Raw genomic sequence first — 25,819 nt, forward strand, 5'->3', positions numbered from 1 at the left:
GAGCGATAGCGACGAAGCAATCCGTCGTGCGGTACAGAGATGGATTGCTTCGCTTGCAATGACGCGAGAAACGATCAGCCTTCGCGTACCAGCAGCTGATCGAGCTTCTCCAAAAACTGCTTCCACCCGGCATGGGCGCCGCCATAGGCCTGCTTCTGATGCGGCTGGAAGCCGGACTGCTCGACGCGCAGATGGGTGCCGCGTGCCGTCGGCGTCAGCGTGAACACCACCACGCTCTCGAGATTGTAGGCGGCATCCTCATGCGCGAAATTCCAGGTGTAGGACAGCGTCTTGTGCGGCTCGATGGCGAGCACCTTGCAGTCCAGCACGCCGCCCCACTCGCCGCGCAGATTGAAGCTGTGCCCGACCTCGGGCTTGAAGTCGTTCTTCATCAGCCACTCCTCCATCAAATGCGGTTGGGTCAGCGCGCGCCAGAGCTTTTCCGGCGGATGAGAAAATTCGCGCTCGACGATCGCCGAGCGCGTCTCACGGGTGGTGTTGTTCATTGGTCCATCCTTTTGAGGAGATCTTCGAGGTGGTCGAACCGGTTCTGCCAGAAGCCGGCCATCTGGCTGGTCCAGTCGATCAGCGGCGCCAGCGCACCGAGCTGCGCGCTGTAATGCGTCTGCCTGCCTTCATGGCGATCGCGCACCAGGCCGGCCTGCTTCAGCACGCCGAGATGCTTCGACACCGCCGGCTGGGAAATCCGCGCCCGCGCCGTCAGCGCGCTGACGGTCTGCTCGCCCTCGCGGCACAGGCGCTCAAAGATTGCCCGCCGGGTCGGGTCTGCGAGGGTTCGAAACAGCACGTCGTGAGCGTCTGGCATTTGAGATCAATAACCCATTGGTTATGGATTTACATATAGCTAGCCAGCTATGAATTAGTCAAGCGGGAATTCGGGCAGCCAAATTGTGATGGATCGCCCGGTGTTGAACGGCTCAGTCCTGATCCCAAACGCCCGCTTTTTCATAACCTATGAGTTATTTACTGAAGCCGATTTGTCCGCTGGCTCACGGCGCGAACGATGGGGACTCCGTTAGCGGAGGGCGAAAGCACTTCGGCCTCCGGAATACCGGATCACCTGCATGCGCATGTGCGGGTGACGACACCGGTTGTTGAACGATCCACATCGTCGTCCAGGCGAAAGCCAGGACCCATTATCCCGAGCGATCATTGTTGGGCGACGCTGCGGCCCCATTCCCGCTCATCAGCAACTGCGGTGGCTATCGGTCCCTGCTTCCGTGCGCAATTGCGCACCAGGCAGGGACGACAGTTGTGGCGGTGGCGGCCGCAAGCCTGCGCATGCACGTCGTTGCGAAGAGGTTGCGCTTACCCTACAAATATCGCGCGGATGCGGTCCCTGTTCACGGAGAACCTTGATGTGCGAGCTCTGCGACGTCACACCTTCCGGCCAGACCTCCCGACGATCCTTCCTCGCTGCCGCGGCGTGCACCGCCGCCAGTCTCGCATTCGCTGCCCCTGTCGTCGCCAAGGAGACAAAACCGCCGCCGAAGCCGCAGAACGTGCTGCCGCCGGACGCCGCGCTCGACCGGCTGGTGAAGGGCAATCTCCGCTATGTCGAAGGCATTTCGCGGCGGCATGATTTCAAGCACGAGCGCGAGGCGCTGGCCGGCGGACAAAATCCGTTCGCCGGCATCCTGAGTTGCGCGGATTCCCGCATCGCGCCGGAGTACGCCTTCGACACCGGCCGCGGCGATCTGTTCGTCTGCCGTGTCGCCGGCAATTTCGCCAGCGACGAGATGGTCGCGAGCCTCGAATATGCGTCGTCGGTGCTCGGCGTACCGCTGTTCATGGTACTCGGCCATGACAGCTGCGGGGCAGTCGACGCCGCGATCAAGTCGCTGAAGGACAACACCACCCTGCCCGGCCACCTGCCCTCGCTGGTCACTGCGATCGCGCCGGCGGTGAAGGCAACCGAGGGCAAGCCGGGCGACCACCTCGCCAACGCCATCAGGCAGAACGTCATCGACAATGTCGCCAAGCTCAAGACGGCGACGCCGATCCTCAACGCCGCGGTCGATCAGGGCAAGCTCAGGATCGTCGGCGCGGTCTACCGGCTGACCGACGGCAAGGTCGAGCTGGTCGCGGACGGCAAGCGGCCGGCGACTTGAACCTCGGCGCGGCCTGCGACCACAGAAGCCAAGAACGACGTCGCGCGAGCGACATGGAGAAGGCGGATGTGGCGCGGGAGCGAATGGATAGCTGGAGTGCTGCTCCTGCTGGTTGCTTCGTTGCCGGCGCGCGCCGCCGTCGAGCCCTGCAATACCACGCAGAAGCGGATCGAAATGACCGCGTTGCTCCGCCGCGCCGCGGAGGACCGGCCGGTCAACATCACCTTCGCAACCCGGGCCGACGGCGTAAGGCTGCCCGCCGCCGTGGTCGAGAAATATCCGGAGGAGATCACGATCATCCTGCAACACGAATTCGATCGCCTCGTGGTGAGCGATGACGGCTTCGAGGTCGGCGTCTGGTTCAATCGGAAATATGCCAGGCTGGCCGTGCCGTTCGACGCCGTCAGGAGCCTGTGGGACGGCAAGGTCCTGATGTGCACGAACGATCAAATGTAGGAAACAGTGGCACCCCGACGCGGAAGGCATGCAAGATCGCTCCGCGCACTCAACATCGTCCCTGCGAAAGCAGGGACCCATAACCACGAATGCTGATTGTTGCGCATCGCCGGAACGACGAGCCCCGTTCACGACAACGGCCGCGGCGTATGGCTCCATGCTCCCGTGCGCAATTGCGCACTAGGCAGCGACGCCATCTTTATTTGGAGACGAGTCTGTCAACCCAACTTCACCTCAGGTGAACGTCGCTTCCACCTTGCCGAGCCCGTCGAGCTCCATCACGACCACGTCGCCCGGCTTCAGCCATATCGTCTTGACCAGGCTGCCGGTCATGACGATCTGGCCGGCATGCAGGCCACGGCCCTCGGCGGCGAGATGATTGGCAAGCCAGGCGAGCGCGTTGTGCGGATGGCCGAGCACGTCGGCGCCGGTGCCGCGTCCCTCCTCCTTGCCATTGACCATCGCGCGTCCCACGACGTCGCGCAGATCGGGCGCAGTGATGCGCGGCACGGCCTCGCCGAGCACACAGCCGGCGGCGAAGAAATCGTCGGCGATCAATGTCGGCGCGCCGAGCGTCTCCCATTTGACATAACGGTCGTCGACGATCTCGATCGCGGGATAGTAGGCCTCGATCGCCTCCGCGACCCATTCGGCGGTGAATGGCGCTTCGCTCGCAGCCAGATTACGCGCCAGCTTCACCGCGATCTCGCATTCGACGCCGACATGGACGAAGTCGGCCGCTGGCAGCCGCACGCCACTGTCATGCACGAGCTTCTCGAACACGCCACCGCCGCAGGGGTGCGGGATGTTGATGTACTCCTGCATCACCGCGCTGGTGCAGCCGATCTTGTAGCCGACGAGGCTGCCGACCTGCGGCTGCAGCAGATCATGCAGCGCGTACTGCACCTGGTAGCCTTCGGCCTCGTCGAGCGGCACGACGTCTTTCGGAAGCGCCTTGAGCGGCGCGCGGCTGCGACGCGCGCTGGCAATCGCCTTTGCGGCCGCGAGGACCCGATCCATCTGCGCAGCCTCCCTGATGCTGTGTCTGCTCACGGCAATTCAGCACTCGCCGACGTGTCTGGCAAGCGTGCCGGACGGAAGGGGCCGTCAGGTTTTGACCAGGCCGAGCCTGATCAGGCTTTCGGCGGTCGCGAGGATCATCTCCTCATTGCCGCGCGGCTTCCAGCCGAGCAGGTTCTGCGCCTTGGAGCTGGTCGAGCGGCGCACCTTGCCGAGCAGCGGCAGGGCGGCGCGCGCCAGCGGATTGCGCCGTGCGGCGAGCCGCATCATCCAGTCCGGCGCCTGGAACCGGGGCACGCGCCGCGCCTTGCCGCCGAGCTTCCTGCGCAGCAGGCGGGCCACCTGCAGCACCGACATGGTCTCGCCGGCGACCGCGAGGAACCGCTCCCCCTTGGCCCTCGGCGAAGTCATGGCGCGCAGGTGCAGGTCGGCAACATCGCGGACGTCGACGAGACCGAAATGGATCCGCGGCACCGCCGGCATCGCGCCGTCGAGCAGCGACTTGATGATGCCGATCGACTCGGAGAAATCGGGACCGAGCGCCGGGCCGAACACGGCGGTCGGATTGACCACGGCAAGCTCGAGGCCATTGCCCTCGCGCGCGACGAAATCCCAGGCGGCGCGCTCGGCCAGTGTCTTGGACTTCGGATAGGCCTGCACGTCGGGGCCCTTGAGATTGGTCCAGACGGTTTCGTCGAACGGCTTGGCTTGCGGCGGATGGCCATAGCCGATCGCCGCAAACGACGACGTCACGACGACGCGTTTGACGCCGGCCTCGCGCGCCGCGCGCAACACCCGCAGCGTGCCTTCCCGCGCCGGAACGATCAGCTCGTTCTCGTCGTCCGGCACATGGGAGCCGAGCGGCGATGCTACGTGCAGCACGTAGTCGCATCCGCTTGCCGCCTCGCGCCAGCCATCATCGCGCGTCAGGTCGGCGGTCACGAAGCCGACCTGGTCGGCGGTATCAGCGCCGCCCTCGCGCAGCATCGCGATCACGTCCTTGCTGCGGTCCGGATTGCGCACCGTGGTGCGCACCGCATGCCCATCGGCCAGCAGTTGCAGAATGGCATGCACGCCGATGAAACCCGTTCCGCCCGTGACCAACACCGTGCTCATGTCCTCGCCCTTTCGATGGTTCGTCGGGGTAGGACATCGCAATGCCCACCCTGCACAGGCCGCATCTGGTCACTATCTCTGCTCGAGCAAGTAGAATGAAAATCGAGACGGGTATGGAAAACAATACCAGTGATGTGTGTGACGGCGGTGACTGCGACCGCTGCCCCACCGACCCGACTTTGCTGATCGACTCCAAGCAGGCGATCCACGCGCTCAGCGGCAAATGGAAGCTCGAGATCCTGTTCACGCTGATGCATGGCGGCGTGCGGTTCGGCGCGCTGCGTCGCGCGCTGGTGCCGATCACCCAGCATATGCTTACTGCGCAACTGCGCGAGCTCGAGCGCGACGGGCTGGTGGCGCGCAAGGTGCTGGCCGAGAAGCCGCTGCAGGTCGAATACGAGCTGACGGATTCGGCCTGGGGGCTGACGCCGGCCTTCCGCGAATTGCTGGCGTGGTCGAAGACCTATGGCCCGCGCCGTCACGTGGAGGCAAGCGAGGCGGCACCCGGAGCCGGACTGGCCCGAATGTCGCCTCGCCTTTAGATCGACGGGTCACCGCATACCAAGCGCCTGCCGGATCGCGATCTCGACTGGAGAGTACGCACCGTCCTGACGCGCGAGCCGGTAAGGCTCGCCGGAACCGAGCGCCGGCTGAGCCATGAAGCGCGGCCGCTTGCCCCGGTGCTTCTGCGCGGCATGCACCAGGAACGGATGGCACAGATAGACCGTGCCCGCCTCGCCGGTCGCCAGCGCAAGCTCGCAGTCGGCGCCCATGTGCTCGAGGTTCATCCGCGCACGTCCGGCCTCTCCGGCCGGCGCGAGGTAGCGCGCCATCGGCAGATGCGAGCCGACCCTGATCCGGGTCGGCGCATCGTCCTCGCCGACATCGGAGAACAGGAACAGCATCAACAGCGCGCGGCCGCGCGAGTTGACGTTGACCCGCCAGGTGGAGAAGTCGCTCCGCTCGTCCGGATCGCAGTCCTCGCCGGGAAAGCTGACATCGACATGCCAGCCGGCGTCGCCGGGATCATCCGGATGCGGGAAGCGCACCGGAAAGGTCCCGATGTTGTGGCGCGGAGACCAACGGCCGGAACCGGCGATCTGGTCGAATGCGCGATGCAGCACCGGCGTGTTGATCGCCTGCCGGAACGGTTCCTCGCCGTAGCCGGGCAGCCGCACCACCGGGCGCGTCCATGTCGATGGATCGTGCTCGCTGCACGGAAGATCCCGCCACATGATGGCGCGGCCAGCATCGGCGAGTTCGCGGGGGAAGGCGTTGTCGATCCTGACAAAGCCCTGTTCGATGAATTGCGCGATTTGCGCGTCGCTCAGCGCACGCGCGTCGTCGGGGTGAATCATGATTGTCTCTCAAACTGTCGCCAGCCATCGATGGTCCGCGCTGCGCGGAACCTGGCCGGCCCATTCGGATCACTGGAATCCCACGAGCCCATGCTCGCGGGAACGATCAGCGTTTCCTGTCGGAAACGGGATCAGTCCAGGAAGAAGACCGATGCGATGTTGAGAGTACGTGTCATCATGGCGGCGCGAACCTACGACCGGTGCGCGCCGGAATCAATCAGGAGTGGCCAGCCGCCACTATTCGTCGCGATAGACCTTCTCGCGCTTCTCGTGGCGTTCCTGCGCCTCCACCGACAGCGTTGCGATCGGGCGGGCTTCGAGCCGCTTCAGCGAGATCGGATCACCGGTCTCCTCGCAATAGCCGTAGGTGTTGTCTTCGATGCGCTGGAGCGCCGCGTCGATCTTCGAGATCAGCTTGCGCTGACGGTCGCGGGCACGGAGTTCGATCGCGCGGTCGGTTTCCGAGGAAGCTCGGTCCGCGAGATCGGGGTGATTGACGTTCTCTTCTTGCAACGTCTGCAGCGTGACCTTCGATTCGCGGAGGATCTCATCCTTCCAGGCCAGCAGCTTGGCGCGGAAATAGTCGCGCTGCCGCTCATTCATGAAAGGCTCTTTTTCAGTCGGCCGGTAGTTCTTCAGCTTTTCCAAAGGCAGCCATGTCCCTGTGAGGCGGAGGGAACAGGACCCCTCCGCGCGGCGCCTTATATAGCCACGTCATGTGACAGACAATATCTGCCACCGCGAAAGGAGGGCCGCCCCCAAGGCCTTGCACAGGCAAACTTATCCGCCCTGCCTGGGGGCCGCCCCGCCCCCTCAATAGCCGACCGTGAAACGCTGCCGCAGATGGGCCGGACGCCCGATTTCGTCGGCGAGTGCAACTGCGAAATCCTCGAACGAGATCGAGCTTTTGCCGTCGGCGGCGGTCAGAAGCTGGTCGGTCCCGAGCCGGAACTTGCCGGTCCGCTCACCCGCCACGAACAGCGCCGAGGGAGACAAAAAGGTCCAGTTCAGGTCGCTTTCGCGGCGCAGCAGGTCAAGGAATTCGGCCCCCTTCGAGGCTTCGGCCTTGTACTGGGGCGGGAAGTTCGGGGTGGTCACCAGGCGGACGCCGGGGGCCACTTCGAGGCTGCCGGCGCCGCCGACCACGAGATAGCGGCCGACCCCGGAGGCCTTGGCTGCCCCGATCAGCGTGAGGGGGTCGCTGACCGAGAAATGGACGGAACTGATCGCGGCATCGTGCCCGGCCCACAGCGCTGCGAGGCCCGCCTGGTCGTTCACGTCCCCCTTCCTGGCGGTCACGCCCGGCAGGGTCGCGATCTTCTCCGGATTGCGGGCGATGGCGGTGACGGCATGGCCGCGGCGGGCCAGTTCCGCCGTGATGCGCGAGCCGGCCTGGCCGGATGCGCCGGCGATGGCGATCTTCATCTCAAGTCTCCGATTGGTAGTTTCCGATGGTGACTAGATAGCGAAATGGATGTAGGTGTGAAGAAGGCACTCTTGTCTCACCTGATTACGCCGGAGTAACCCGATGAAAGCCTCGAGCCTGAAGCCGGACGCCTATGCCGCCAATTGCCCGACGCGGCAGATCCTCGACCGGGTCGGCGACAAATGGGCGGTGCTGATCCTGCTGCTGCTGCGCAGCGAGCCGATGCGCTTCAACCAGCTTCGCCGCGCCATTGAGGGCATTTCGCAGAAGATGCTGTCGCAGGTGCTGAAGAGCCTGGAGCGTGACGGGCTGCTGCGCCGCCGCGCGATCGCAACCGTTCCCGTCACCGTCGAGTATTCGATCACGCCGCTCGGATCGACACTCGCCGAGGCGGTCGATCCGCTGCGTGACTGGGCCGAGCAGAATCTGAAGGAGGTGCTGGCTGCGCAACGCCGCTACGATCAGCTGCGCAAGGCGCTGGCGGCCTGAGGCGATGGCGGCGTGAAACAGGTCAGGCGGTCAAGAGACGCCTAGTATTGCCCAGCCTTGGCGAGTTCGACTTCGACGCGCAGCTCGATCTCACCGAGCACGGCATCGAGGCCGGGATCGCCGGAGGATTCCTTCAGGCTCGCCGCGGCATCGCGCAGCCGGTTCACGGTCGAGGAATCGAAATTGCCGGACAGCAGGCCGAGCTTGAGAGCGTCAAGCACGTCGAGTGCACCCTTGCCGCGGGCCACCGAGCGCTTGCGGCGTTCGGTCGGGTCCTCGACGCCCTGCAGCGCGAGAAGCGCATCGAGGCTGGCGGCGGCCTTCGGAGCCGTGGTGGAGCGAACCTCCTCCTGCGCGCTCGTTGCATCCGGCAGCGAGAAGCCGCTCGACGAGGTGCGCCGCGTGGCGCTGGTGGACGTGCCAAGCGTGGTGCCGTTCGGTCCGTAGATGCGCATCGCCATGATCCCGCAGGCCTGAATGCCGCGAGCATCGCCGTTTTATGGTTAACGATGCGTAAACGACCCGGCAATTTCTGCCGCCGCACGGCAGTTTCGCGCTCCCTGGCCAACCGCAGCCAAACGGGAGCCAGACAATTTCGATAAATATATCAATACATTGCCCCAACAAAACGAAGTGGCACGCAGATCGCATGGTTAATGGCGGATCGCCGTCATGGGAGTGTCGCGTGATCCGCCAGTGAGTTTGAGGGGAGCATCAGGATGCCCGGCATCCGCATCGTAAGCTTATTCGGGTTGGCCTGCGCCGCGCTGCTGGCGCTGGCGGCTTCCGCCATGCCCGCGGCCGCGACCTCGCGGATCAAGGATCTCGCCAACATCGAGGGCGTGCGGCAGAACCAGTTGATCGGCTACGGCCTCGTGGTCGGCCTCAATGGCACCGGCGACACGCTCAACAACATCCCCTTCACCAAGCAATCGCTGCAGGCGATGCTCGAGCGCATGGGTGTCAACATCCGCGGCGCCACCATCCGTACCGGCAACGTCGCCGCCGTGATGGTCACCGGCAACCTGCCGCCGTTCGGCACCCAGGGCACGCGCATGGACGTCACCGTCTCGGCGCTCGGCGACGCCAAGGACCTGCGCGGCGGCACCCTGCTCGTCACCCCCCTGCTCGGCGCCGACGGCAATGTCTATGCCGTGGCGCAGGGCACGCTGGCGATCTCCGGCTTCAACGCCGAGGGCGAGGCCGCCAAGGTCGTGCGCGGCGTGCCGACGGTCGGCCGCATCGCCAACGGCGCCATCATCGAGCGCGAGATCGAGTTCGCGCTCAACCGCCTGCCCAATGTGCGGCTCGCGCTGCGCAACGCCGACTTCACCACCGCCAAGCGGATCGCCGCCGCGGTCAACGACTATCTCGGCGTCAAGACCGCCGAGCCGCTCGATCCCTCGACGGTGCAGCTCTCGATCCCGCCGGAGTTCAAGGGCAACGTGGTCGCCTTCCTGACCGAGATCGAACAGTTGCAGGTCGATCCCGACCTCGCCGCGCGGATCGTGATCGACGAACGCTCCGGCATCATCGTGATGGGCCGCGATGTCCGCGTCGCCACCGTCGCAGTGGCGCAGGGCAATCTCACCGTCACGATCTCGGAAACCCCGCAGGTCAGCCAGCCCAATCCGCTGTCGCGCGGCCGCACCGTGGTGACGCCGCGCAGCAATGTGCAGGTCAGCGAGGACGGCAAGAAGTTCGCGGTGGTCAAGGACGGCGTCTCGCTGCAACAGCTCGTCGACGGCCTCAACGGCCTCGGCATCGGGCCGCGCGACCTCATCAGCATCCTGCAGGCGATCAAGGCCGCCGGCGCGATCGAAGCCGACATCGAGGTGATGTGATGGCGAGCCTGATCAACAGCACCACCGGCAGCATGCCGAACAAGGCGCTGATGCCGATGTTCAACGGCCGCCCCGATCCCGTGCTGCAGGACGCGATGAAGAAGGTCACGCCGCAGCAGATCACCAAAGCGAAGGCCACCGCGACCGACTTCGAATCGATGTTCCTCAACACGATGTTCTCGCAGATGACGACCGGCCTGAAGGGCGAAGGCCCCTACGGCGACACGGTCGGCACCGGGCCGTGGCGCTCGATGCTGACCGACGAGTATTCGAAAAACTTCGCCAAGTCCGGCGGCGTCGGCATTTCCAACGAAGTGTTCCGCTCGCTGATCCTGCAGCAGGCGAACAAGAGCTAAGGAGCAGCGAGATGAACCAGCGTCCACAGCAGCCGCGGCCAGCCTCCGCCCCCGCCGCGCGGGGTGCGACATCGACGCCTCCCGACGTCGCGCGTCTCGCCAACGAGCTGACCGAGGTGATGAGCGCGCTGCTTGTCGTCGTCGAGCAGGAGACCGAGTTCGTCCGTGCCGGCAAGATCCGCGAGGGCATGCGGCTCGAGGCACAGAAGTCGGAGCTGTCGCGGCGCTACATGCTCGCGGTCGAGCATCTGAAATCGATGCAGAAGATGCTGTCGCAGACCGACCCCGAACTGCTCGCAACGCTGCGGCGTCATCACGAGACGTTCCGCGCGATGCTGCAGGTCAACCTGACGGTGCTTGCGACCGCGCACGCCGTCTCCGAAGGCATCGTGCGCGGCGTCAATGCCGAGGTGCAGCGCCGCAACATCCCGAACACCTACACCGCGAACGGACAGCGCGCCGCGCCGGGTCCGCGCAACATGACGCCGATCGCCGTCAGCCGCACGCTCTGACGCGCACGGCCTACAATTTAGTTCAATTCGACGCGGCACTGGCAGCACGCCGTTCAGCGTGTTCCCTAACACCCTATTGAGAGGTTCCCCGTAGAGTTGCGGATCGTGAGGGGTTGGGATTTGACTCAAGCAAACTAGTGCCTGTGCACTACGAGGCTGTCATGAGTACAGATTTCAACATCAAGCCGGTGGGGGCACCGGTCGCAGCGCCGATCATCACTCCCGTGAGCGATACGGCGCAGAAGGCGGTGAAGACCGAATTGCCCACGAGCCAGAGCGTCACCGCTCCGGAGCCGAGCGTGCGCGTCACGATCGACCCGAACGCCGTCAACGCGTCAATTTCAAACCAGGCCCCAGCGGTGACCGACCAGGTCATCATCGATCGCGACGCACGCGCCGTGGTCTACCAGGTGGTCGACAATCGCACCAACCTGGTGGTGAGGCAATTTCCGGAAGAAGCCGTCTTGCGCCGCCGCGCCTATTTCCACGCGCTCGATCTCAGCAAGGACGCGCCGACGCGGGCGCGCGCCACCGACCGCCGCGCATAGACGCGAGCGACCGGCGCCTCACTTCTGAGTGGCGTAGGCCTTGTCGAGATAGGTCGATCCGGTGGCCGGATCGGTGACGACATTGGCGATCAGCGCCGTCCCCTGCTGCACCAGCGAGAACTTGGTATCGCCGATCCGGAACGCTCCGTCCTTGATCAGGACGTCCTGATACTTGTTGGTGCCGTCGCTCTGATAGTGGACCTTGGCGCGGAAGCCCTCGACGTTCGACACCGAGATGTTGAACGACTTGTTGTTGGCGTACTTGCCGCTCCAGCTGCCCTGATAGAGCTTCGGATCGACCGCCACATAGGGCGTGTTCGACGGAACGGTCAGCCCGACGGTCTTGTAGTTGGCGGACAGGATGCTCAACACATCGGCCATGGTCGAGAACTCCGCTGCGGACGGTGTCGATCAGCCGCGGCCCGAGAGGCCGGCCGCGATGTTGCAGTTGATGTCGATCAGCGACTTCAGCTTCGCCGGGTCCGGATTCATCTGGATGTCGATGGTCTGCTTCATCACGAACACGCTGATGTTGGCGATGTTCTGACGCACCTCGAGCGGCTGCGGATTATCGTTGCCTTCCGCCGCGCTGAGGAAGATCGACCACAACCGGCGATTGAACAGCAAAGCGTGATCGAGCGCCTTGTCGAGGCCGTTCCAGTTCGCCTGGACTTCCTGCAGCTGCCGCGCGGCCTTCAGGAGCGCCTGCGCTTCGATTTCACGGGGGGACGCCGTCGTCGTTGAGGTACGAGCGTAGGCCTGGGCTGCATTCGACATTAATGACCTCGATGGGATGCGGATTTCTCGAGCCGCGGAGACGCAATTCTAGCGCCCGATATTTATGCATCCGGCGCCTTTAAATATGGTTAGCAGGCGTTACGAAATGCGCCGTTCTTACGGCATGGACAGATACCGTAATATCCCGGAGACAAACGAGAAACGGCGGGGTTGCCCCCGCCGTTCCTGAACCAGGTTTTGGTGCGCTCAGCGCAGCAGCTGCAGCACGCTCTGCTGGCTCTGGTTGGCGAGCGCGAGCGCCGAGACCGCGATCGACTGGCGGGTCGACAGCGCCTGGCTGTTGGCCGCTTCCTCGTTGGTGTCGGCCAGCGTCAGGTTGGACGAACCGGTCTGCAGCACGTTGATCAGGTTCTTCGAGAAGTCCTGACGGATCTGCACGATCGAGAGGTTCGAACCCAGCGTCGAGGCTTCGCTGCGCAACGCGGAGCTCGCCGTGCCCAGCGTCGAGATGACGCTGTTCGCCGAGTTGTTGTCGAGGAAGTCGGTGCCCGCCGTCAGCGACTTCAGGCCGAGGCCGGTGGCGTTGAAGGTGACGCCGGTGATGCTGAGCGTGGACTTGCCGGTCTCGTTGAAGGTCAGCTTCAGGCTGTCGCCGTTCAACAGGTTGATGCCGTTGAACGAGGCATCCTGCGCCGTTGTCGTGATCTGCGAGATGGTGTTGTTGTACTGCTGCACCAGGGCCGCGCGCGCCGACTGCGAGGCGGAGTCGGCAACCGGAGCCGTGCCGGCCGCGCTGAACGTCGCGGTGCCGCCGCCGGTGTTGGTGAAGGTCACCGCACCGATCGTCGAGGACGCCGCGTCATTGGTCGTGGTGATGACGAGCTTGTTGGAGCTGTCGAGGCTCGCCGTCAGGTTGCTGGCCGACAGCGCCGTGTTCAGCTGCGCCAGCGACGAGTTGGCTCCGAAGGTGAAGGTGAAGGCGGGCTGACCGGCCGAGGCCGCGATCGCCAGCACGTCGCCGCTCTTGATCGTGGTGCCGTCGACCAGGTTGGCCGCCGTACCGCCGAGCGCTGCGGTCGAGGTGACCTGCGAGCGGGTGGTGTAGCCCGTCGGGCTCTGCAGCACCTGGTTGGCAATCGACTTCGCGGTATCGACCAGCTTCTGCAGCGAGGTGATGCCGGTGTTGGCAGCCTGCAGCACCTGCACACCGTTGCCGATGCCGTCGAGCAGGTTGTTGATGTCGCTGGCGCGGTTGTCGAGCGACTGGGCGGTGAAGAAGTTGGTCGGGTTGTCGAGCGCCGTGTTGACCTTCTTGCCGGTGGCAAGGCGGTTCTGCGTGGTGGAGAGCAGATCGGCGGTGGACTGGAGGGAGAGGAGGTTCTGGCGAACGGAGGACGAGAGAATGATATCGGACATTTTCATACCTTTCTGGTGTGAAACTGAGGAAAAAACCGCGCCAATCCTTTCTGATCGGGCGGATGGCCGATCCTGCGGGTCGAGCCGCCAAGGAAAAAGAAATCTCCAGCGCGGCATTTCAATCAAATGCCGAAGAATAAAATTGTCGCTATTGGGCGAAGTTCGCCGTGAAAACTACTGAGACGATTGCCGATTCCGGCTGAACCACGACGCCTGCGCCGGACCGTCATTCACCAAGCGTTAACCATCATGGGAAAGGATCGCTGACGCATCGGCCCCGAGCCGCGACGGTGGCTGCTAAGCAGTGCCGAGCACAACTGCGTTCCGCAAGCGACGACATCGCGCGACTGCCCGGCAAAGGAGAACGGTCATGGCCCTGAAGGTCGAACTCAAACCGAACGAGCGCATCATCGTCGGCAATTGCGTGATCACCAACACCGATCAGCGCGCCCGCCTCCTGATCGACGGCGACCGCATCCCGATCCTGCGCGAGAAGGATATCCTGACGCCGGAGACCGCGGACACGCCGGCGAAGCTGATCTATCTCGCCGTCCAGCTGATGTATCTGTCGCCGGACCCGATGGCGCACCACCCGACCTATTTCAGCCTGGTGCGCGACATCATCACCGCGATGCCGAGCGCCTGGCCGTTCATCGAAAGCGTCAACAACTTCATCCTCAACGGCGACCTCTATCACGCGTTGAAGGAATCCAAGAAGCTGATCGCGCACGAAGAGAAGCTGCTGGAGAGCGTGCGCGGTCCGCAAAAGCCCAATCAGGACGATACCCGCAAGAGCGCGTAGAGCTTCGCGTCTTGACGTGTTGTCTTTACGCGAACCGGCGTCCACTTCGCCTGAAAACGCTCTGGCCTCTTGCCTGAACGAAAAAGGCCTCCGCGAGGAGGCCTTTTTGCTGGCTGGAGATGGGCGGCGGGCAATCAGCTGATCGGCAGATATTTCAACAGCGTGGTCTGATACAGCATCGACGTGGTCTGGTACGACGCCTGCAGGCTGGTCTGCAACGCCAGGATCTTGGTCGCGACCTCGTCCTGATTGACGCCCTCGACCGAGTCCAGCATCGTTTCCGCCATGCTCTTGACCTGGGTCTGGCGATCGGTGGCCGCCTTGGTTGCCGTCTGCGCGCCGGCGAACTCGGCCTGCACGTCCTGGATCTGCTGCTGGCCGTTCTGCGGCGCGAGGTTGCCGCTGACGCGCTGCGCCAGCGCCGTCACCTGCGCGCTTGCATTCGGATTGCTGGCGTTGGTGGTGACCGCCGCATAGACCGCGACATTCTGCAACAGATAGCGGAACGCCTGCTCGTTGGCGCGCGCGCCATACTGCACGGTGATCGACTGATCGACCTGCGCGACGGCGGTGCCGCGCGCCGAGCCCGGGCCGTTTTCGCCGGTGTACCAGTACACGGTGTTGGCGGGAGTGCCCGCGACCAGGCTGGTCGCCGTGTCGAACGGCGGTCCCCCGACCCTGAGCGGCGCGGGCGCCGCCGTCGTGTTGTTGGCAATGCCGAGCGCGCCGAGCGCGGCCGTGTTGGAGCTCGAGATCGAGAGGTTTTGACCATCGGCGCCATGCAGGGTGATCACACCATTGCTGATGGTCGACGGGTTCTTGGTGCCGCTGATCTGGTCGATCTTGGCCATCAGCGTCTGCACGCTGTCGGTGATGTTGACCTGATTGCCGGTCGCGCCCGAGGCGACGAAGGTGATCGGGGTCCCGTTCACCGTGATGGTGTCGCCGGCCGCAAAGCTCGTGGATAGCGAGTCGGTGCCCGCCGCCCCCGAAAGCGCCGTGGCACCCGTGATCGGCGCCGGCGGCGTGTTCTGGTTGTTGACGGCGGCGCCCGAGACCGTCGCGACCGGATTGAAGAAGTTGTTCGACGCCGCGACCGCGGAGGCAGCGACGAGCGACGTGTCGCTCAAGGTCTTGATCGACGAGGTCAGCGTCGACTGCAGGTTCGCCGTCGTCGCCGTGGTGTCGGCGCCGATCAGGAAAGATCCGGCCGGCGGCGGATTCGTCGTGGTCGCCGTGAGCTCGATCGAATCGGTGGTGCCGTCGGGCAGCGTGAAGTTGAACTTGATCTTGTCGCCGTCCTTCGGATTGACGGCGCCGAGATCGACCGAGGTGGACTTCGGCGTGCCGGCCGGCTGCGTCACGGTGGCGCCGGTCAACGACGATTGCACCGACAGCAGCTTCAGGCCGAACGGCGAGCCGTCCTCGGCGACGCTGGTCACCGTGGTGGTCGCCGGCGGCGACGAGACGCTCAGGCGTCCCATCAGGTTGGCGCCCTGATCGGCCTGCTTGCGCTCGTTGATGAGCTGGGTCAGGCCGGCCTGGGTTGCGGTGCCCTTCAACATCGTGTCGGCGGACACTGTCGCTGGCGTATCCATGGCGCGGCCGGAGAACAGGTAACGATCGCCCGACTGGGTGTTGAGCATCGCGACCGCGTTGGCGAAGGCAGCCTGCGCCGTGATCTGGCCCGAGGTCTGGCCGCTGTCGTTGAGCGTCAACGTCGCGGTCGTCGAGGCGTTCTTCACCTGGGTGCCGACGTCGGACAGCCCCTGCAGGGTGAGATTGGCGACACCGAGCCGCGTGTTGAGGTTGGTCGCCGTATCGGAGAACGCGTTGATGCTGCTGATCTGCGCACGCAGGCTGAGCGCAAAGCCGCGATCGAGCCCCTGCCCCGCATAGGTCGTCGACACCTTGCCGGTCGCAAGCTGCGTCGTCAGGTCGTTGAGCTGACTGCGCAGGTTGAGGATCGTGGTGCCGATATAGGATGTTCTGCCGCTTACGCCGTCGATCGACATGTTACCCTCACGTGAGCTGCAGCAGCGCGTCGTACATCTGCTTGATCGACGACATCACGCGCGCATTGGCCGAATAGGCGTTCTGGAGCGAGAGCAGATGCGCCATCTCCTCGTCCATGTTGACGCCGGAGGTCGAGTCCATCTTGGTTTGCAGCGTATTCAGGACGACGTCCTGACCGTCGGCCAATTGCTTGGCCGCGGTCGCCGACTCGCCCTGCTGGCTGATGAACTGCTTGGCAAAATTCAGCAGCGTGCCGGTGAACGGCGCGCCCGTGGTGCCAAGGCCGGTCTGCGGCGAATAGCTGTACGACGCGTTCGACAGCTGGTTCAGAATGAGGTTGGCGCGCGTGGTGTCGCCGGCCGGCGTCTGCGGGTTGGTCGCGTACACGACCATGCGCGAGGGATCGCCGACCAGGGCGGTGTTGACGCTGATGCGAGCGGCAAGGCCGGTCGACTGCGAGCCGTTCGCGGTGATTGCGCCGGTGTAGAGCCCGCCATTGTCGGTGAACAGCGGAAGCTGCGGGTCGCCCGAGGTCAGCGACGAGACGGTTGTCGTGACCGAGGCCGCGGTCACGTCGGCCTTGTTGGCGGCGCCGTCGTCGAGCACCCGCAGCGTCGACCCGGACGGATTGGAGAACTGCAACCCCGTTCCGCCGAGCGCGCCGTTGAGCTGCGACAGCACCGAACTCATGCCGCCGGAGAAATCCACCCCCAGCACCTCGTCGTTCGGATCGACGGTCGCGGTGTTGCTCAGCGGCAGTACGCTCGGGTCGTCGACGCGGACGATCGACAGATTGTGCGTAAGGCCGGTGGTGTTGTCCTTGTAGGAGACGTGGATGGTGTTGCCGCTCTGCAGCCCCGAGAGATCGAGGTCAAAGCCGGACTGTGCCCCCGCCGTCGCCGCGGTGCCCGCCGTGGTCTTGTCCGACGCTGCGCTCGACATCGCGGCGGCGAACTGGTCGATCTGCGTCTGGGCCTGCACCAGCGTCTTGTCGCGCAGCTCGAGATAGGCGGCGATCTTGCCGGACCGGATCGAGTTGGTCGACACCATGTCGTAGGTGCCGCCATGCGGGAACGTGATGGTGATGGTGCCGACCGTGCTCTTGGTCGGGTCGGAATTGTACTGCGTATTGGGCGTCATCGTGCCCTGGGCGTTGAAGCTGAGTGTCGCCGCTTCGGTGCCGACCAGCTGCACGCCGGAATTGGTAAACACCGTCACCTGGTTCTGGCTGTTGGTGACAGTGCGGATGTCCATCAGTTGCGAGAGTTGCGTGACGTAGCGGTCGCGCTGGTCGAGCAATGCCGCGGTCGACGCATCGGTCGTGCCGGCATTGGCCGCGAGCTGGACATTGAGGCGCGCGATCTGCTGCATCGCATTGTTGGCGGTGTTGACCGAGTCGCTGATGCCGGCCTCGGCGTTGGCGCGCAGCGTCTGGATCCCCTGCGAGGTCGCGTTGAGCTGCTGCGCCATCGATTGCGCGGCATTGACGACGCCGATCCGCGCGGACTGCGAATCCGGGCTGGTCGACAGCCCCTGCAGCGCGGTCAGGAACTTGTTGTAGGCGTCCTCGATCGTGCCGGTGGAGTCGGGATTGCCGTAGACGCCCTGCAGATTGGCCAGGAATTCCGAGCGGACGTCGGCGTAGGCGGCACCCGACGTCTCGGTGCGAAGCTGGGTCTGCAGGAATTCGTCGAGCTGGCGGTTGACGCCGGTGATCAGGACGCTGGAGCCGAACTGGCCGGTGGTGCCGGTATCCTGGTTCAGCGTCTTCCTGACGTAGCCGGGCGTTTCGGCGTTGGCGACGTTCGACGACACGAGCGAGAGCGAGGCCTGCGTGGCACGCAGGCCCGACATCGCGGTGGAAAGGGCTTGGCTCAAACCCATGTTGTGTACTCGCCTTTACTGCTTCACACGTGCATCATCGATGCGATCAGCGCACGACGTTCAAGAGGTCCTGCACCATCGAATTGGTCGTCGTGATCACCTTGGTGTTGGCCGAATAGGCCTGCTGGGTCACGATCAGCTTGGTGAACTCGTCGGCAATATCGGTGTTCGAGCTCTCGAGCGACGAACCGACGATGGTGCCGGCCTTGCCGAACAGCGCCGCGCCGGACTCGTCGGTCGCCTCGAACGCACCGCCGTCGATGCGCTTGAGGAAATTGGTGCCGTTGAAGGTCGCCACCGAGATTTCCGCGAGGTCGATGTTGCGGCCGTTGGTGTAGTTGCCGACGATGCGGCCGTTGGTCGATACGCTGACCGATTGCAGCTGGCCGGCGGGGAAGCCGTCCTGCTGGATCTGGTTGACCTGGACGTTGCCGTTGGCGTCCGCGAACTGGGTCACGCCGCCGGAGCCGAAATTGATCACGGGGTTGCCGAGCGACACGCCGTTGACGACGGCGTTGTTGAGCGTCACCGACGAGATCGCCGGCGACATCTGGCCGTTCGACGCGAAGGTGAAGTTGACGTTGGCGTTCTGCCAGGAAACCTGCGTACCGGTCGCATTCGGATTGACCTGATAGAACAGGTTCCAGGTGTCGGTGTGTCCGGAGCCGAGCGACGAGCTGTCGGTCTTGGCCCAGCGGAATTGCAGGTTCACCGGCGCACCCGAGACGTCGTAGGCCGTGACGGCGCCGCCCGAGACGGATTCGTTCAGGAAGGTCGAGTTATCGTTGCCGACCACCTGGCCGGTGCCGACCGTGCCGCCGCCGCCGCGGGTCGCGACCGCCGAGCCGGTGAAGCCGAGCGCCGCGAAGGCAGTCGAATTCGAGCTCGTCACGTTGAGGTCAGCCGCGGTGCCGGAATGCAGGGTGATCTTGCCGCCGCTGATCGTCGATGGCGTTGCAGTACCGGTGATCGCGTCGATCTTGGCGAGCAGCGTTCCGATGCTGTCGGTGACGTTGAGCTGATTGCCGGTCGCGCCCGAAGCCACGAAGGTGATGACGGTGCCGTTCACCGTGATCGTATCGGCCGGCACGACGGGCGGACCGGCAGAGCCGGCGCTGAAGTTGGTATTGATCGAGTCGCTGCCTGCTGCGCCCGACAGCAAGGTCGCGGCGGTGTTGGCCACCGAGGGGGTCGCCTTGTTGTTCTGCGCGGTGCCAGTGACGGAGGAATCGGTATACGGCGCGGCCGGCGTGCCCAGCACCAGCGGGTTATGTCCGGCGCTGAACGCGCCCGGCCGGATCAGCTCCGAGCCGGGAACCGAGGTGTCGTGCGCGGTGGTCAGCGGATAGGACGCGAGGTTGGCGCGATAGTCGATCTTGGTGGTCTGCTGCGCCGGCAGGAAGTCGTTCTTGAACCGCAGCACCTGCGGCGATGAGCCCGACGGGTTGCCGGTGGTCGGGTCGATCGGCACGCCCTCGAGATAATAGCCGGCGCCGTTGACCAGATAGCCGTCCTTGTTGAGCTGGAAATCGCCGCGGCGGGTGTAGCGGTCGACGCCGTCGAACACCGGAGAACCGTCGGTGAAGCTGCCGGGCTTCTGCACCGCAAAGAAGCCGTTGCCGTTGATCGCCATGAAGGTCGCGACCGACGCCGACTGCACGTCGCCCTGCACCGAGTTGGTCGAACGCGACTGCGCGGTGACGCCACCGGCGAGCTGCGCGGTCAGCGCGGTTTGCGGGACGAGGTCGAGGAAAGAGGTATCGATGCGCTTGAAGGCCGTGGTCTGCGAGTTGGCGATGTTGCCGGAGATGTTCTCCAGCGCGTACGACCCTGCGCGCAAGCCACCGACCGCCGTCGTAAGTGCGCCGAAGATACCCATGACATGTTCTCCAATTCGATTCCCGGCGGCTGGCAATCAGCAGATGGCCGCATCGGCGGAGCATGTCGCAAAGGTCGTGCCAGGAAACGAATCGTAACAAAATCATGCGCTTGAAAAAAAAGCCCCGGTCGTTTAACCGGGGCACAATTGCCGGGCAGGCAACAATTGCCGGGGACCGAGCGCAATTCTGAACTGCGCTCCTTCGCCCGAGGCGTTATGGGCGCCGTCAGGTTGCCGACGGAGCCGCCGGGTGAAACACCAGCGCAAAACCATCCATGCAGTAGCGCAGGCCGGTCGGTTTCGGGCCGTCGTCGAAGACATGGCCGAGATGGCCGCCGCAGCGGCGGCAATGCACCTCGGTGCGCAGCATGCCGAAGGTGCGGTCCGACGTGGTGCCGACCGCATTGTCCAGCGGCTTCCAGAAGCTCGGCCAGCCGGTGCCGCTCTCATACTTGGTCTCGGACGAGAACAGCGGCAGGTCGCAGCCGGCGCAGGCGAAGGTGCCCTTGCGGTGCTCCTTGAGCAGCGGGCTCGATCCCGGCCGCTCGGTGCCCTGGTTGCGCAGGATCTCGTATTGCTGCGGTGTTAGCTGCGCCTTCCATTCGGCGTCGGTCTTCTCGATCTCGAATTTCTCGGCGGCCTGCGCCGGCGAGGTGCGCAGCCAGCGGAACGCGGCGAAGCTCAGCAGGCTGGCGACGGAAGCAAGCAGGATACGGCGATCGATCATCAATCATCTCCGATGCGGACGGCCAAACAGGCTCGCCAACAGATACGAACCCCGCCGCCGGACGTTACATCCGCCCGTCGGAGATCCGCTCACTTTCTTGCGAGGCGTGAGGATACCGCTCCTCGCCATCCTCGATCTGCCGGGGCGGCGCGGGCGGCGCCACCGGCCGCACGGCAGCCCCGGGCGGACGGCGGGGTGCCGGCCCCCGGGTTCCCGCCTTGAGATTGGCTTCGGCCAGCCGTGCCTCGCGGGCCCGCTCCCTCGCCCGTGCTCCCTCGCGGTAACGCGCCAGGACGCCCGCCGCCGACGAAGCGCCCCTCGCCCACAGGCTGACGAAATGCCCGGCGACGCGACCGGTGGTGCCGCCGGCCCAGACCAGTTCGAACGGCGAAAACAGCCGCCAGCGGTCATCGCCCCACAGAATGCTGCGCGCGATCAACTGGCCCGCGAGCGCCGAGGTGTTGAGCCCCTGCCGGCCGAAGCCGCTCGCCACCCACAGGCCCCTGCGCAATTGGCCGATCTGCGGCATGCCATGCACCGTGACGCCGACCGCGCCGCCGAACGTATCGGCGATCGGAGGCTTGCCGAGTTGAGGAAACACCGTGGCGATGCGGCGCTGCACCGCCGCACCAAGCCGCTTCGGCCGCGCATCCCAGGTGGTTTCGGGACTGGCCCACAACAGGCGATCGCCATCGACGACGCGGAAATGGTCGATGCCGTCGCTGTCGACGACCGAGCCCGTAAAGGCGATCGTCTCCGCCAGCCGCTCCCCGAGCGGCTCGGTCAGCGCCGCGTAGCGCCACACCGGCAGCAGCGTATCGGACAGGCGCTTCAGCGGCGCACCGAGATGGATATTGCCGGCGAGGACGATGTGGTTGGCGCGCAGTCGCGCCGACGGCGTCACGATGCGTTTGCGGATGCCGGAAAAATCGATGCTGACGACCGGCGTCTCCTCGAAGATCCGCACACCCGCGCGCGTCGCCAGCGCGGCGAGGCCGTGGACGTATTTGCGGCCGTCGATCTGGAACGCCTTCGGATAGTAGATGCCGTGGAAATAGCGGCCGGTCCGCAGCACGCTGCGCACGCGATCGACCTGCCAGCCTTCGACTTCGGTCGCAAATTCCTCGCCCAGCGTCTGCAAGCGGCTGATCAGCGCCTCGCCGACATCGACATTGGAGACCTCCAGCGCGCCGTCGCTTGGGCTGATGCCCGGGATCAACTCCTCGGTGGCGGTGGCGCGAACATAGTCGGCGCCCTCCTTCGACAGCGCCCACAATTCGCGGGCATCATCGAGGCCGACGCGCTCGATCACATCTGCGATCGGCAGGCCGAAGCCCGGCATCACGGTGCCGAGATGGTGGCCGGAGGCGTTCCAGCCGACCTGGCGGCCCTCGAGCACGGCGACGCTGGCGCCGAGCCGTGCCGCCTCGCGGGCCACCGTCAGCCCGGCCAGCCCCGCCCCGACCACGCAGATATCGACGTCGAGGTCGAACGCCAGGCGGTCACGAAACGGCGAGGCCGCCGCATCGGGGCCGTCCGCCGCACTTGTGGAAGTCTCGCTCATGTCGTTTCTTACGAACCGCTGCGGCGCTTGTCACCTTGTCCAGGGCATGAGCCTGTAGAATTAATTCGACCAGACCGAATCGAGATGGAAGTCCATGCGCCGTTTGCTACTGCTGCGTCACGCCAAGACCGAACACGACGCGCCCTCGGGGCAGGACCAGGACCGCCGTCTCGACGAGCGCGGCCACCGCGATGCTGCCGAGATCGGCGGCTGGATCGCTCGCCACCCGCCTTTGCCCAATCTGGCGCTGGTGTCGCCCGCGGTCCGCACCACGCAGACCTTCGAGATCGTGCGCGAGGCACTGAAGGGCGCGGGACCTGCGCCGAAGGTCGACTTCGTCCCGGAACTCTACGGCGCCGATCCGGCGCAGCTGCTGACCGCGATCCGGATGGCCTCGGTCACCGATCCGAAGCAGCTGATGCTGATCGGACATAATCCCGGCATGCACGAGCTGGCGCTGACGCTGACCGGCAGCGGCGACGAGGCGGCCAAGCGCGCGCTCGCCGACAATCTGCCGACCTCGGGGCTCGCCGTGTTCGACTTCGCGATCGACGACTGGAACGAGGTCTCCTTCCGGCGCGGCAAGCTCGTCCTGTTCGTCAGCCCTAAACTGTTGAAGCAGGCCTCGCGCGGCTGACGCAAGCGGACACCGCCGCTCCGCCATGCTATGTTGACGATCGCGCGACAGGGGGACCGGTTCGCGTCGACCACGAGCTACTGCAAGAACAAGAAGGCGCGCGTCCCGCCACAGGGACCAAACGGCTCCAGACCAATCGCGGACAGGAGGCGCTGATGTACAAGTCCATTCTCGTGCCGATCGACCTCGCCGATACCGATCTGGCGAAGCCTGCGATCGCAACCGCTGCGACGCTGTCGCAAACCTGGAACGGCGCGGTGCGTCTGCTCAACGTGCTGCCGATGACGCCGGTGATGCTCGCCGAATACGTGCCGGCGGATTTCGACAGCCAGCAGCGTGAAACATCGGAAGAGGCGCTGGCGATCGTGGCGCGCGAATCCGGCATCGCGCCCGGGCGCATCTCCGGCGTGGTCCGCCAGGGCGGCATCTATCACGAGATCCTCGAGGAGGCCGCGACCATGAAGGCCGACCTGATCGTGATGACATCGCACCGCCCGGCGATGCGCACCTACTTCCTCGGCTCCAATGCAGGCCACGTGGTGCGCTACGCCAAATGCTCGGTGCTGGTGGTCCGGCACTGAAGCGCGATCGATCCGGCCGCACCGCGCACCATCTCGACGACCGGGGCAGGTGCGCGCCGCCGAAATATCGAAAACAACCCCATGCAAAGGAGCCAGGCGGCCGCTTCCCTGCCCGGCCCCCTCGCCCCGCACGGGATCAGGTCAACGGATCCGCACCAGCTCCAGGTCGAAGTTGCCGGCCACGGCGGTCTCGATCTGGCAGCGCGAGATCCCGATGTCGCGCAGCGTCCGGTCGTCGAGCTGGCGCAGCGTCTTGATCGCCTCGCGGCGCACCCAATAGGTCGCGAATGCATCGCCCGATACGCGGAGCAATCGGAGCAATCCGCCCAACATACTGGACCGCACGGGCGCTGCGGCGGCTGAGGATATCGTCGTCATCGTCATCTCCATCGATGCCCAGACGCATAGCTATGCCGTTGACGCAAATGCCGTTTCAGCACCTGCGCCGTCGTGACCTCGGATTGCTTGCGCTCTCCTCGGTGCAATCATGGGCTTGTTCCCTCTTAAATGATCCGGTACATTGCTCGGAGCAAGGAAAACATTGCTCTCGGTGCAATAATGTCGAGATTCGAATATCTGAAGCTGGCGGATGCGGTGGCCGCCGAGATCGCCAGCGGCGCGCTGAAGGCGGGCGACCGCCTGCCGCCGCAGCGTCATTTCGCCTATGACCGCAACATCGCGGTCTCGACCGCGAGCCGGGTCTATACCGAGCTGTTGCGGCGCGGGCTGGTGGTCGGCGAAGTCGGCCGCGGCACCTTCGTGTCCGGCGAGGCGCGCCGCGGCAACGCGGCCCCGCCCGAGCCGCGCGGCGCCCGCATCGACCTCGAATTCAACTATCCGCTGCTGCCGCACCAGGCGACGATGATCGCAAAGAGCCTCGAGGGGCTGGAGCGGCCCGAGGTGCTCGAGGGCGCGCTGCGGCCGGCGACCAGTTACGGCACGCGGGCGGCGCGGACGATCTCCTCGGAATTCCTCGCGCGCAAGAGCTGGGCGCCGAATCCCGACCAGATCGTGTTCACCGCCAATGGCCGGCAATGCATCGCCGCGGCGCTCGCCGCCGTGGTGCCGCCCGGCGGCCGCTGCGGCGTGGAGGCGCTGACCTACCCGTTCGTGAAGGGCATTGCCGGGCGGCTCGGCATCACGCTGGTGCCGCTCGCGATGGACGAGCACGGCGTGCGCCCGGATGCGGTGCAGAAGGCGCATCGCGAGGCCCATCTGTCCGCGCTCTACGTCCAGCCCACGATCCAGAACCCGCTCAGCATCACGATGCCGGCCGAGCGCCGCGCCGAGCTGTTGCGCGTGATCGAGAAGCTCGGCCTCGTCGTCATCGAGGACGGCGTCTATGGATTCCTCGACGACGAGATGCCGCTGGCCGCGCTCGCGCCCGACAGCTGCATCGTGCTCGACAGCCTGTCGAAGAAGGTCGCGCCCGGCCTTGCGCTCGGCTTCATCGTCTCGCCGCCGCGGCTGCGCGAAAGCATCATGGCCGCGGTGCGCTCGGGCGGCTGGACCGCGTCGGGATACGCCTTCGCGGCGGGTCAGCGTCTCATGGCCGACGGCACCGCCGCCGAATTGTCACGGCTGAAGCGAATCGACGCTGGCCGCCGCCAGCAGATCGCGGCGAAGCATCTGGCCAATTTCGAGATCCAGACCAACCCGAAGTCCTATCATCTCTGGCTGACCCTGCCGCCGCATTGGCGCTCGCAGACCCTGGTCGCGGCCGCGGCACGCCGCGACATCGCGCTGACGCCATCGACGACCTTCGCCGCCACGCCTGGGCACGCGCCCAATGCGGTGCGGCTTGCGCTCGCCGCGCCGCCGATGGAGCAACTGGACCTCGGACTGCGGACGCTGGCGGGAATGCTGAGCGCGACCGAAGAGGATTTTGACTCGACGGAGTGACATCGCACGTTCACTCCGAGGCGCCGGCCTTCCGCTGCTCGACGCGACAGAGCATCAAAAACCACAGGCCGCATACGTCTTCCGGGCGAGACGAAAATGCGCGCCGTCGGCGACGAAGTCCACATCCAGGCACTGGTTGCCTCGGCGAAACTCCCCGATCACGCCGCACTGCAGATATTCGAGGTTGATCCGCCAGCGCTTCTCTTGCGGCGAGTAGGTCGCAAAGTCGTGCTGCGCGACCGGCGTGTCCTTGCAGATTCCGGCAATATATTGCCGCACTTCGAGCGGCAGAGAATCGATGTGATGGGGATCAACCAGATCATGCTTGTTGCCGACGCTGCCGCCCTTGGAAAGAGCCGGCGCGACACTCGAGAGCACAAGGCCCAGAGCCAGAACGGGGGTCCGGATTGTCATCT

The 25,819-nt window shown here is 65.2% G+C and carries 30 protein-coding genes; 12 read left to right on the plus strand and 18 right to left on the minus strand.

Annotation, left to right across the window (positions count from 1 at the left end; all coding sequences use genetic code 11):
- Nucleotides 1-74 precede the first annotated feature (74 nt).
- Complete coding sequence (locus CK489_RS34515) at nucleotides 75-506, minus strand: SRPBCC family protein (RefSeq protein ID WP_095735418.1); 432 nt, start codon at nucleotides 504-506, stop codon at nucleotides 75-77.
- The gene (locus tag CK489_RS34520) at nucleotides 503-826 is read right to left on the minus strand and encodes an ArsR/SmtB family transcription factor (protein WP_074129070.1); all 324 of its coding nucleotides are present in this window, start codon (nucleotides 824-826) and stop codon (nucleotides 503-505) included. The genes CK489_RS34515 and CK489_RS34520 overlap by 4 nt, the downstream gene beginning before the upstream one ends.
- Nucleotides 827-1,379: 553 nt before the next feature.
- On the opposite strand from CK489_RS34520, the gene CK489_RS34525 reads away from it, so the two are divergent.
- Together CK489_RS34525 and CK489_RS34530 are read left to right on the plus strand one after the other, a co-directional pair.
- On the plus strand, nucleotides 1,380-2,132 hold the full coding sequence (locus CK489_RS34525; protein WP_095735419.1) for a carbonic anhydrase: 753 nt from the start codon (nucleotides 1,380-1,382) through the stop codon (nucleotides 2,130-2,132).
- 96 nt (nucleotides 2,133-2,228) lie between these two features.
- A complete protein-coding gene (locus tag CK489_RS34530) occupies nucleotides 2,229-2,588 on the plus strand; it encodes a ClpXP protease specificity-enhancing factor SspB (protein WP_050631055.1) in 360 nt (119 codons plus the stop codon).
- Between the two features lie 234 nt (nucleotides 2,589-2,822).
- On the opposite strand, the gene CK489_RS34535 is transcribed toward CK489_RS34530, so the two are convergent.
- Together CK489_RS34535 and CK489_RS34540 are read right to left on the minus strand one after the other, a co-directional pair.
- Nucleotides 2,823-3,608, minus strand: a complete 786-nt coding sequence (locus CK489_RS34535; RefSeq protein WP_095735420.1) for a 2-keto-4-pentenoate hydratase — start codon at nucleotides 3,606-3,608, stop codon at nucleotides 2,823-2,825.
- A gap of 87 nt (nucleotides 3,609-3,695) precedes the next feature.
- Nucleotides 3,696-4,724 carry an SDR family oxidoreductase gene (locus CK489_RS34540; protein ID WP_095735421.1) on the minus strand — a complete coding sequence of 343 codons (1,029 nt, stop codon included), beginning with the start codon at nucleotides 4,722-4,724 and terminating at the stop codon, nucleotides 3,696-3,698.
- A gap of 95 nt (nucleotides 4,725-4,819) precedes the next feature.
- Here CK489_RS34540 and CK489_RS34545 point away from each other — a divergent pair, with 95 nt between their 5' ends.
- Nucleotides 4,820-5,266, plus strand: a complete 447-nt coding sequence (locus CK489_RS34545) for a winged helix-turn-helix transcriptional regulator (RefSeq protein WP_095735422.1) — start codon at nucleotides 4,820-4,822, stop codon at nucleotides 5,264-5,266.
- A 9-nt stretch (nucleotides 5,267-5,275) separates the two neighbouring features.
- Here the strand turns inward: CK489_RS34545 and CK489_RS34550 are convergent, their stop codons facing one another.
- The 3 genes from CK489_RS34550 to CK489_RS34560 form a co-directional block, all read right to left on the minus strand.
- Nucleotides 5,276-6,082: a phytanoyl-CoA dioxygenase family protein gene (locus tag CK489_RS34550; protein ID WP_095735423.1), complete on the minus strand. Its 807-nt coding sequence runs from the start codon at nucleotides 6,080-6,082 to the stop codon at nucleotides 5,276-5,278.
- A 237-nt stretch (nucleotides 6,083-6,319) separates the two neighbouring features.
- On the minus strand, nucleotides 6,320-6,685 hold the full coding sequence (dksA, locus tag CK489_RS34555) for an RNA polymerase-binding protein DksA (protein WP_021077973.1): 366 nt from the start codon (nucleotides 6,683-6,685) through the stop codon (nucleotides 6,320-6,322).
- A gap of 210 nt (nucleotides 6,686-6,895) precedes the next feature.
- Nucleotides 6,896-7,507 (minus strand): NAD(P)-dependent oxidoreductase, encoded by a 612-nt coding sequence (locus CK489_RS34560; RefSeq protein WP_095735424.1) that lies wholly within the window; start codon nucleotides 7,505-7,507, stop codon nucleotides 6,896-6,898.
- Nucleotides 7,508-7,610: 103 nt separating this feature from the next.
- Here CK489_RS34560 and CK489_RS34565 point away from each other — a divergent pair, with 103 nt between their 5' ends.
- Complete coding sequence (locus tag CK489_RS34565; RefSeq protein ID WP_198961100.1) at nucleotides 7,611-7,997, plus strand: winged helix-turn-helix transcriptional regulator; 387 nt, start codon at nucleotides 7,611-7,613, stop codon at nucleotides 7,995-7,997.
- A gap of 41 nt (nucleotides 7,998-8,038) precedes the next feature.
- Here CK489_RS34565 and CK489_RS34570 read toward each other — a convergent pair whose 3' ends face one another.
- Nucleotides 8,039-8,452, minus strand: a complete 414-nt coding sequence (locus CK489_RS34570) for a flagellar assembly protein FliX (RefSeq protein WP_095735736.1) — start codon at nucleotides 8,450-8,452, stop codon at nucleotides 8,039-8,041.
- 264 nt (nucleotides 8,453-8,716) lie between these two features.
- Here CK489_RS34570 and CK489_RS34575 point away from each other — a divergent pair, with 264 nt between their 5' ends.
- The 4 genes from CK489_RS34575 (at nucleotide 8,717) to CK489_RS34590 (ending at nucleotide 11,257) form a co-directional block, all read left to right on the plus strand.
- Nucleotides 8,717-9,841 carry a flagellar basal body P-ring protein FlgI gene (locus CK489_RS34575; protein ID WP_095735425.1) on the plus strand — a complete coding sequence of 375 codons (1,125 nt, stop codon included), beginning with the start codon at nucleotides 8,717-8,719 and terminating at the stop codon, nucleotides 9,839-9,841.
- The gene (flgJ, locus tag CK489_RS34580; RefSeq protein ID WP_094194282.1) at nucleotides 9,841-10,197 is read left to right on the plus strand and encodes a flagellar assembly peptidoglycan hydrolase FlgJ; all 357 of its coding nucleotides are present in this window, start codon (nucleotides 9,841-9,843) and stop codon (nucleotides 10,195-10,197) included. The genes CK489_RS34575 and flgJ overlap by 1 nt, the downstream gene beginning before the upstream one ends.
- A gap of 11 nt (nucleotides 10,198-10,208) precedes the next feature.
- The gene (locus CK489_RS34585) at nucleotides 10,209-10,709 is read left to right on the plus strand and encodes a hypothetical protein (RefSeq protein WP_095735426.1); all 501 of its coding nucleotides are present in this window, start codon (nucleotides 10,209-10,211) and stop codon (nucleotides 10,707-10,709) included.
- A gap of 161 nt (nucleotides 10,710-10,870) precedes the next feature.
- The gene (locus CK489_RS34590; protein ID WP_198961101.1) at nucleotides 10,871-11,257 is read left to right on the plus strand and encodes a hypothetical protein; all 387 of its coding nucleotides are present in this window, start codon (nucleotides 10,871-10,873) and stop codon (nucleotides 11,255-11,257) included.
- 18 nt (nucleotides 11,258-11,275) lie between these two features.
- On the opposite strand, the gene CK489_RS34595 is transcribed toward CK489_RS34590, so the two are convergent.
- The 3 genes from CK489_RS34595 to CK489_RS34605 all read right to left on the minus strand — a co-directional run bounded on the left by CK489_RS34595 (nucleotide 11,276) and on the right by CK489_RS34605 (nucleotide 13,411).
- Complete coding sequence (locus CK489_RS34595) at nucleotides 11,276-11,638, minus strand: hypothetical protein (protein ID WP_095735428.1); 363 nt, start codon at nucleotides 11,636-11,638, stop codon at nucleotides 11,276-11,278.
- 30 nt (nucleotides 11,639-11,668) lie between these two features.
- Nucleotides 11,669-12,034: a flagellar biosynthesis regulator FlaF gene (gene flaF / locus CK489_RS34600; RefSeq protein WP_021077982.1), complete on the minus strand. Its 366-nt coding sequence runs from the start codon at nucleotides 12,032-12,034 to the stop codon at nucleotides 11,669-11,671.
- A gap of 207 nt (nucleotides 12,035-12,241) precedes the next feature.
- Complete coding sequence (locus tag CK489_RS34605) at nucleotides 12,242-13,411, minus strand: flagellin N-terminal helical domain-containing protein (protein WP_095735737.1); 1,170 nt, start codon at nucleotides 13,409-13,411, stop codon at nucleotides 12,242-12,244.
- 370 nt (nucleotides 13,412-13,781) lie between these two features.
- On the opposite strand from CK489_RS34605, the gene flbT reads away from it, so the two are divergent.
- Complete coding sequence (gene flbT / locus CK489_RS34610) at nucleotides 13,782-14,213, plus strand: flagellar biosynthesis repressor FlbT (protein ID WP_050631063.1); 432 nt, start codon at nucleotides 13,782-13,784, stop codon at nucleotides 14,211-14,213.
- 134 nt (nucleotides 14,214-14,347) lie between these two features.
- On the opposite strand, the gene CK489_RS34615 is transcribed toward flbT, so the two are convergent.
- The 5 genes from CK489_RS34615 to CK489_RS34635 form a co-directional block, all read right to left on the minus strand.
- Nucleotides 14,348-16,228 carry a flagellin family protein gene (locus tag CK489_RS34615; protein WP_095735429.1) on the minus strand — a complete coding sequence of 627 codons (1,881 nt, stop codon included), beginning with the start codon at nucleotides 16,226-16,228 and terminating at the stop codon, nucleotides 14,348-14,350.
- Nucleotides 16,229-16,235: 7 nt separating this feature from the next.
- Nucleotides 16,236-18,113 carry a flagellar hook-associated protein FlgK gene (flgK, locus tag CK489_RS34620; protein ID WP_050631064.1) on the minus strand — a complete coding sequence of 626 codons (1,878 nt, stop codon included), beginning with the start codon at nucleotides 18,111-18,113 and terminating at the stop codon, nucleotides 16,236-16,238.
- A 46-nt stretch (nucleotides 18,114-18,159) separates the two neighbouring features.
- Entirely contained in the window at nucleotides 18,160-19,992 is a 1,833-nt protein-coding gene (locus CK489_RS34625; protein ID WP_050631065.1) for a flagellar hook-basal body complex protein, read from the minus strand.
- 226 nt (nucleotides 19,993-20,218) lie between these two features.
- Nucleotides 20,219-20,719 (minus strand): peptide-methionine (R)-S-oxide reductase MsrB, encoded by a 501-nt coding sequence (gene msrB / locus CK489_RS34630; RefSeq protein ID WP_095735430.1) that lies wholly within the window; start codon nucleotides 20,717-20,719, stop codon nucleotides 20,219-20,221.
- 64 nt (nucleotides 20,720-20,783) lie between these two features.
- The gene (locus CK489_RS34635; RefSeq protein ID WP_095735431.1) at nucleotides 20,784-22,283 is read right to left on the minus strand and encodes an NAD(P)/FAD-dependent oxidoreductase; all 1,500 of its coding nucleotides are present in this window, start codon (nucleotides 22,281-22,283) and stop codon (nucleotides 20,784-20,786) included.
- Between the two features lie 94 nt (nucleotides 22,284-22,377).
- Here CK489_RS34635 and CK489_RS34640 point away from each other — a divergent pair, with 94 nt between their 5' ends.
- Together CK489_RS34640 and CK489_RS34645 are read left to right on the plus strand one after the other, a co-directional pair.
- A complete protein-coding gene (locus tag CK489_RS34640; protein WP_095735432.1) occupies nucleotides 22,378-22,920 on the plus strand; it encodes a SixA phosphatase family protein in 543 nt (180 codons plus the stop codon).
- 155 nt (nucleotides 22,921-23,075) lie between these two features.
- Nucleotides 23,076-23,501, plus strand: coding sequence for a universal stress protein (locus CK489_RS34645; protein WP_021077991.1), 426 nt, complete (start codon nucleotides 23,076-23,078; stop codon nucleotides 23,499-23,501).
- 141 nt (nucleotides 23,502-23,642) lie between these two features.
- Here CK489_RS34645 and CK489_RS34650 read toward each other — a convergent pair whose 3' ends face one another.
- Nucleotides 23,643-23,813, minus strand: a complete 171-nt coding sequence (locus CK489_RS34650) for a DUF1127 domain-containing protein (protein ID WP_245350622.1) — start codon at nucleotides 23,811-23,813, stop codon at nucleotides 23,643-23,645.
- A gap of 246 nt (nucleotides 23,814-24,059) precedes the next feature.
- Between CK489_RS34650 and CK489_RS34655 the strand changes: the two genes are divergently transcribed.
- Nucleotides 24,060-25,403, plus strand: coding sequence for an aminotransferase-like domain-containing protein (locus CK489_RS34655; RefSeq protein ID WP_095735433.1), 1,344 nt, complete (start codon nucleotides 24,060-24,062; stop codon nucleotides 25,401-25,403).
- Nucleotides 25,404-25,457: 54 nt separating this feature from the next.
- On the opposite strand, the gene CK489_RS34660 is transcribed toward CK489_RS34655, so the two are convergent.
- Nucleotides 25,458-25,817, minus strand: a complete 360-nt coding sequence (locus tag CK489_RS34660; RefSeq protein ID WP_095735434.1) for a hypothetical protein — start codon at nucleotides 25,815-25,817, stop codon at nucleotides 25,458-25,460.
- Between the last annotated feature and the right edge of the window lie 2 nt (nucleotides 25,818-25,819).

Origin of the sequence: Bradyrhizobium sp. UFLA03-84, from assembly GCF_002289535.1 — a bacterium.
Taxonomy (GTDB): domain Bacteria; phylum Pseudomonadota; class Alphaproteobacteria; order Rhizobiales; family Xanthobacteraceae; genus Bradyrhizobium; species Bradyrhizobium viridifuturi.

Coding starts and splice junctions, on each gene's coding strand:
- CK489_RS34625 (WP_050631065.1), bottom strand. CDS start 19,992: ATGGGTATCTTCGGCGCACTTACGACGGCGGTCGGTGGCTTGCGCGCA.
- CK489_RS34515 (WP_095735418.1), bottom strand. CDS start 506: ATGAACAACACCACCCGTGAGACGCGCTCGGCGATCGTCGAGCGCGAA.
- CK489_RS34585 (WP_095735426.1), top strand. CDS start 10,209: ATGAACCAGCGTCCACAGCAGCCGCGGCCAGCCTCCGCCCCCGCCGCG.
- flgJ (WP_094194282.1), top strand. CDS start 9,841: ATGGCGAGCCTGATCAACAGCACCACCGGCAGCATGCCGAACAAGGCG.
- flgK (WP_050631064.1), bottom strand. CDS start 18,113: ATGGGTTTGAGCCAAGCCCTTTCCACCGCGATGTCGGGCCTGCGTGCC.
- CK489_RS34635 (WP_095735431.1), bottom strand. CDS start 22,283: ATGAGCGAGACTTCCACAAGTGCGGCGGACGGCCCCGATGCGGCGGCC.
- flbT (WP_050631063.1), top strand. CDS start 13,782: ATGGCCCTGAAGGTCGAACTCAAACCGAACGAGCGCATCATCGTCGGC.
- CK489_RS34575 (WP_095735425.1), top strand. CDS start 8,717: ATGCCCGGCATCCGCATCGTAAGCTTATTCGGGTTGGCCTGCGCCGCG.
- CK489_RS34520 (WP_074129070.1), bottom strand. CDS start 826: ATGCCAGACGCTCACGACGTGCTGTTTCGAACCCTCGCAGACCCGACC.
- flaF (WP_021077982.1), bottom strand. CDS start 12,034: ATGTCGAATGCAGCCCAGGCCTACGCTCGTACCTCAACGACGACGGCG.
- CK489_RS34525 (WP_095735419.1), top strand. CDS start 1,380: ATGTGCGAGCTCTGCGACGTCACACCTTCCGGCCAGACCTCCCGACGA.
- CK489_RS34605 (WP_095735737.1), bottom strand. CDS start 13,411: ATGTCCGATATCATTCTCTCGTCCTCCGTTCGCCAGAACCTCCTCTCC.
- CK489_RS34545 (WP_095735422.1), top strand. CDS start 4,820: ATGAAAATCGAGACGGGTATGGAAAACAATACCAGTGATGTGTGTGAC.
- CK489_RS34655 (WP_095735433.1), top strand. CDS start 24,060: ATGTCGAGATTCGAATATCTGAAGCTGGCGGATGCGGTGGCCGCCGAG.
- CK489_RS34615 (WP_095735429.1), bottom strand. CDS start 16,228: ATGTCGATCGACGGCGTAAGCGGCAGAACATCCTATATCGGCACCACG.
- msrB (WP_095735430.1), bottom strand. CDS start 20,719: ATGATCGATCGCCGTATCCTGCTTGCTTCCGTCGCCAGCCTGCTGAGC.
- CK489_RS34570 (WP_095735736.1), bottom strand. CDS start 8,452: ATGCGCATCTACGGACCGAACGGCACCACGCTTGGCACGTCCACCAGC.
- CK489_RS34540 (WP_095735421.1), bottom strand. CDS start 4,724: ATGAGCACGGTGTTGGTCACGGGCGGAACGGGTTTCATCGGCGTGCAT.
- CK489_RS34565 (WP_198961100.1), top strand. CDS start 7,611: ATGAAAGCCTCGAGCCTGAAGCCGGACGCCTATGCCGCCAATTGCCCG.
- CK489_RS34595 (WP_095735428.1), bottom strand. CDS start 11,638: ATGGCCGATGTGTTGAGCATCCTGTCCGCCAACTACAAGACCGTCGGG.
- dksA (WP_021077973.1), bottom strand. CDS start 6,685: ATGAATGAGCGGCAGCGCGACTATTTCCGCGCCAAGCTGCTGGCCTGG.
- CK489_RS34590 (WP_198961101.1), top strand. CDS start 10,871: ATGAGTACAGATTTCAACATCAAGCCGGTGGGGGCACCGGTCGCAGCG.
- CK489_RS34560 (WP_095735424.1), bottom strand. CDS start 7,507: ATGAAGATCGCCATCGCCGGCGCATCCGGCCAGGCCGGCTCGCGCATC.
- CK489_RS34535 (WP_095735420.1), bottom strand. CDS start 3,608: ATGGATCGGGTCCTCGCGGCCGCAAAGGCGATTGCCAGCGCGCGTCGC.
- CK489_RS34640 (WP_095735432.1), top strand. CDS start 22,378: ATGCGCCGTTTGCTACTGCTGCGTCACGCCAAGACCGAACACGACGCG.
- CK489_RS34550 (WP_095735423.1), bottom strand. CDS start 6,082: ATGATTCACCCCGACGACGCGCGTGCGCTGAGCGACGCGCAAATCGCG.
- CK489_RS34645 (WP_021077991.1), top strand. CDS start 23,076: ATGTACAAGTCCATTCTCGTGCCGATCGACCTCGCCGATACCGATCTG.
- CK489_RS34660 (WP_095735434.1), bottom strand. CDS start 25,817: ATGACAATCCGGACCCCCGTTCTGGCTCTGGGCCTTGTGCTCTCGAGT.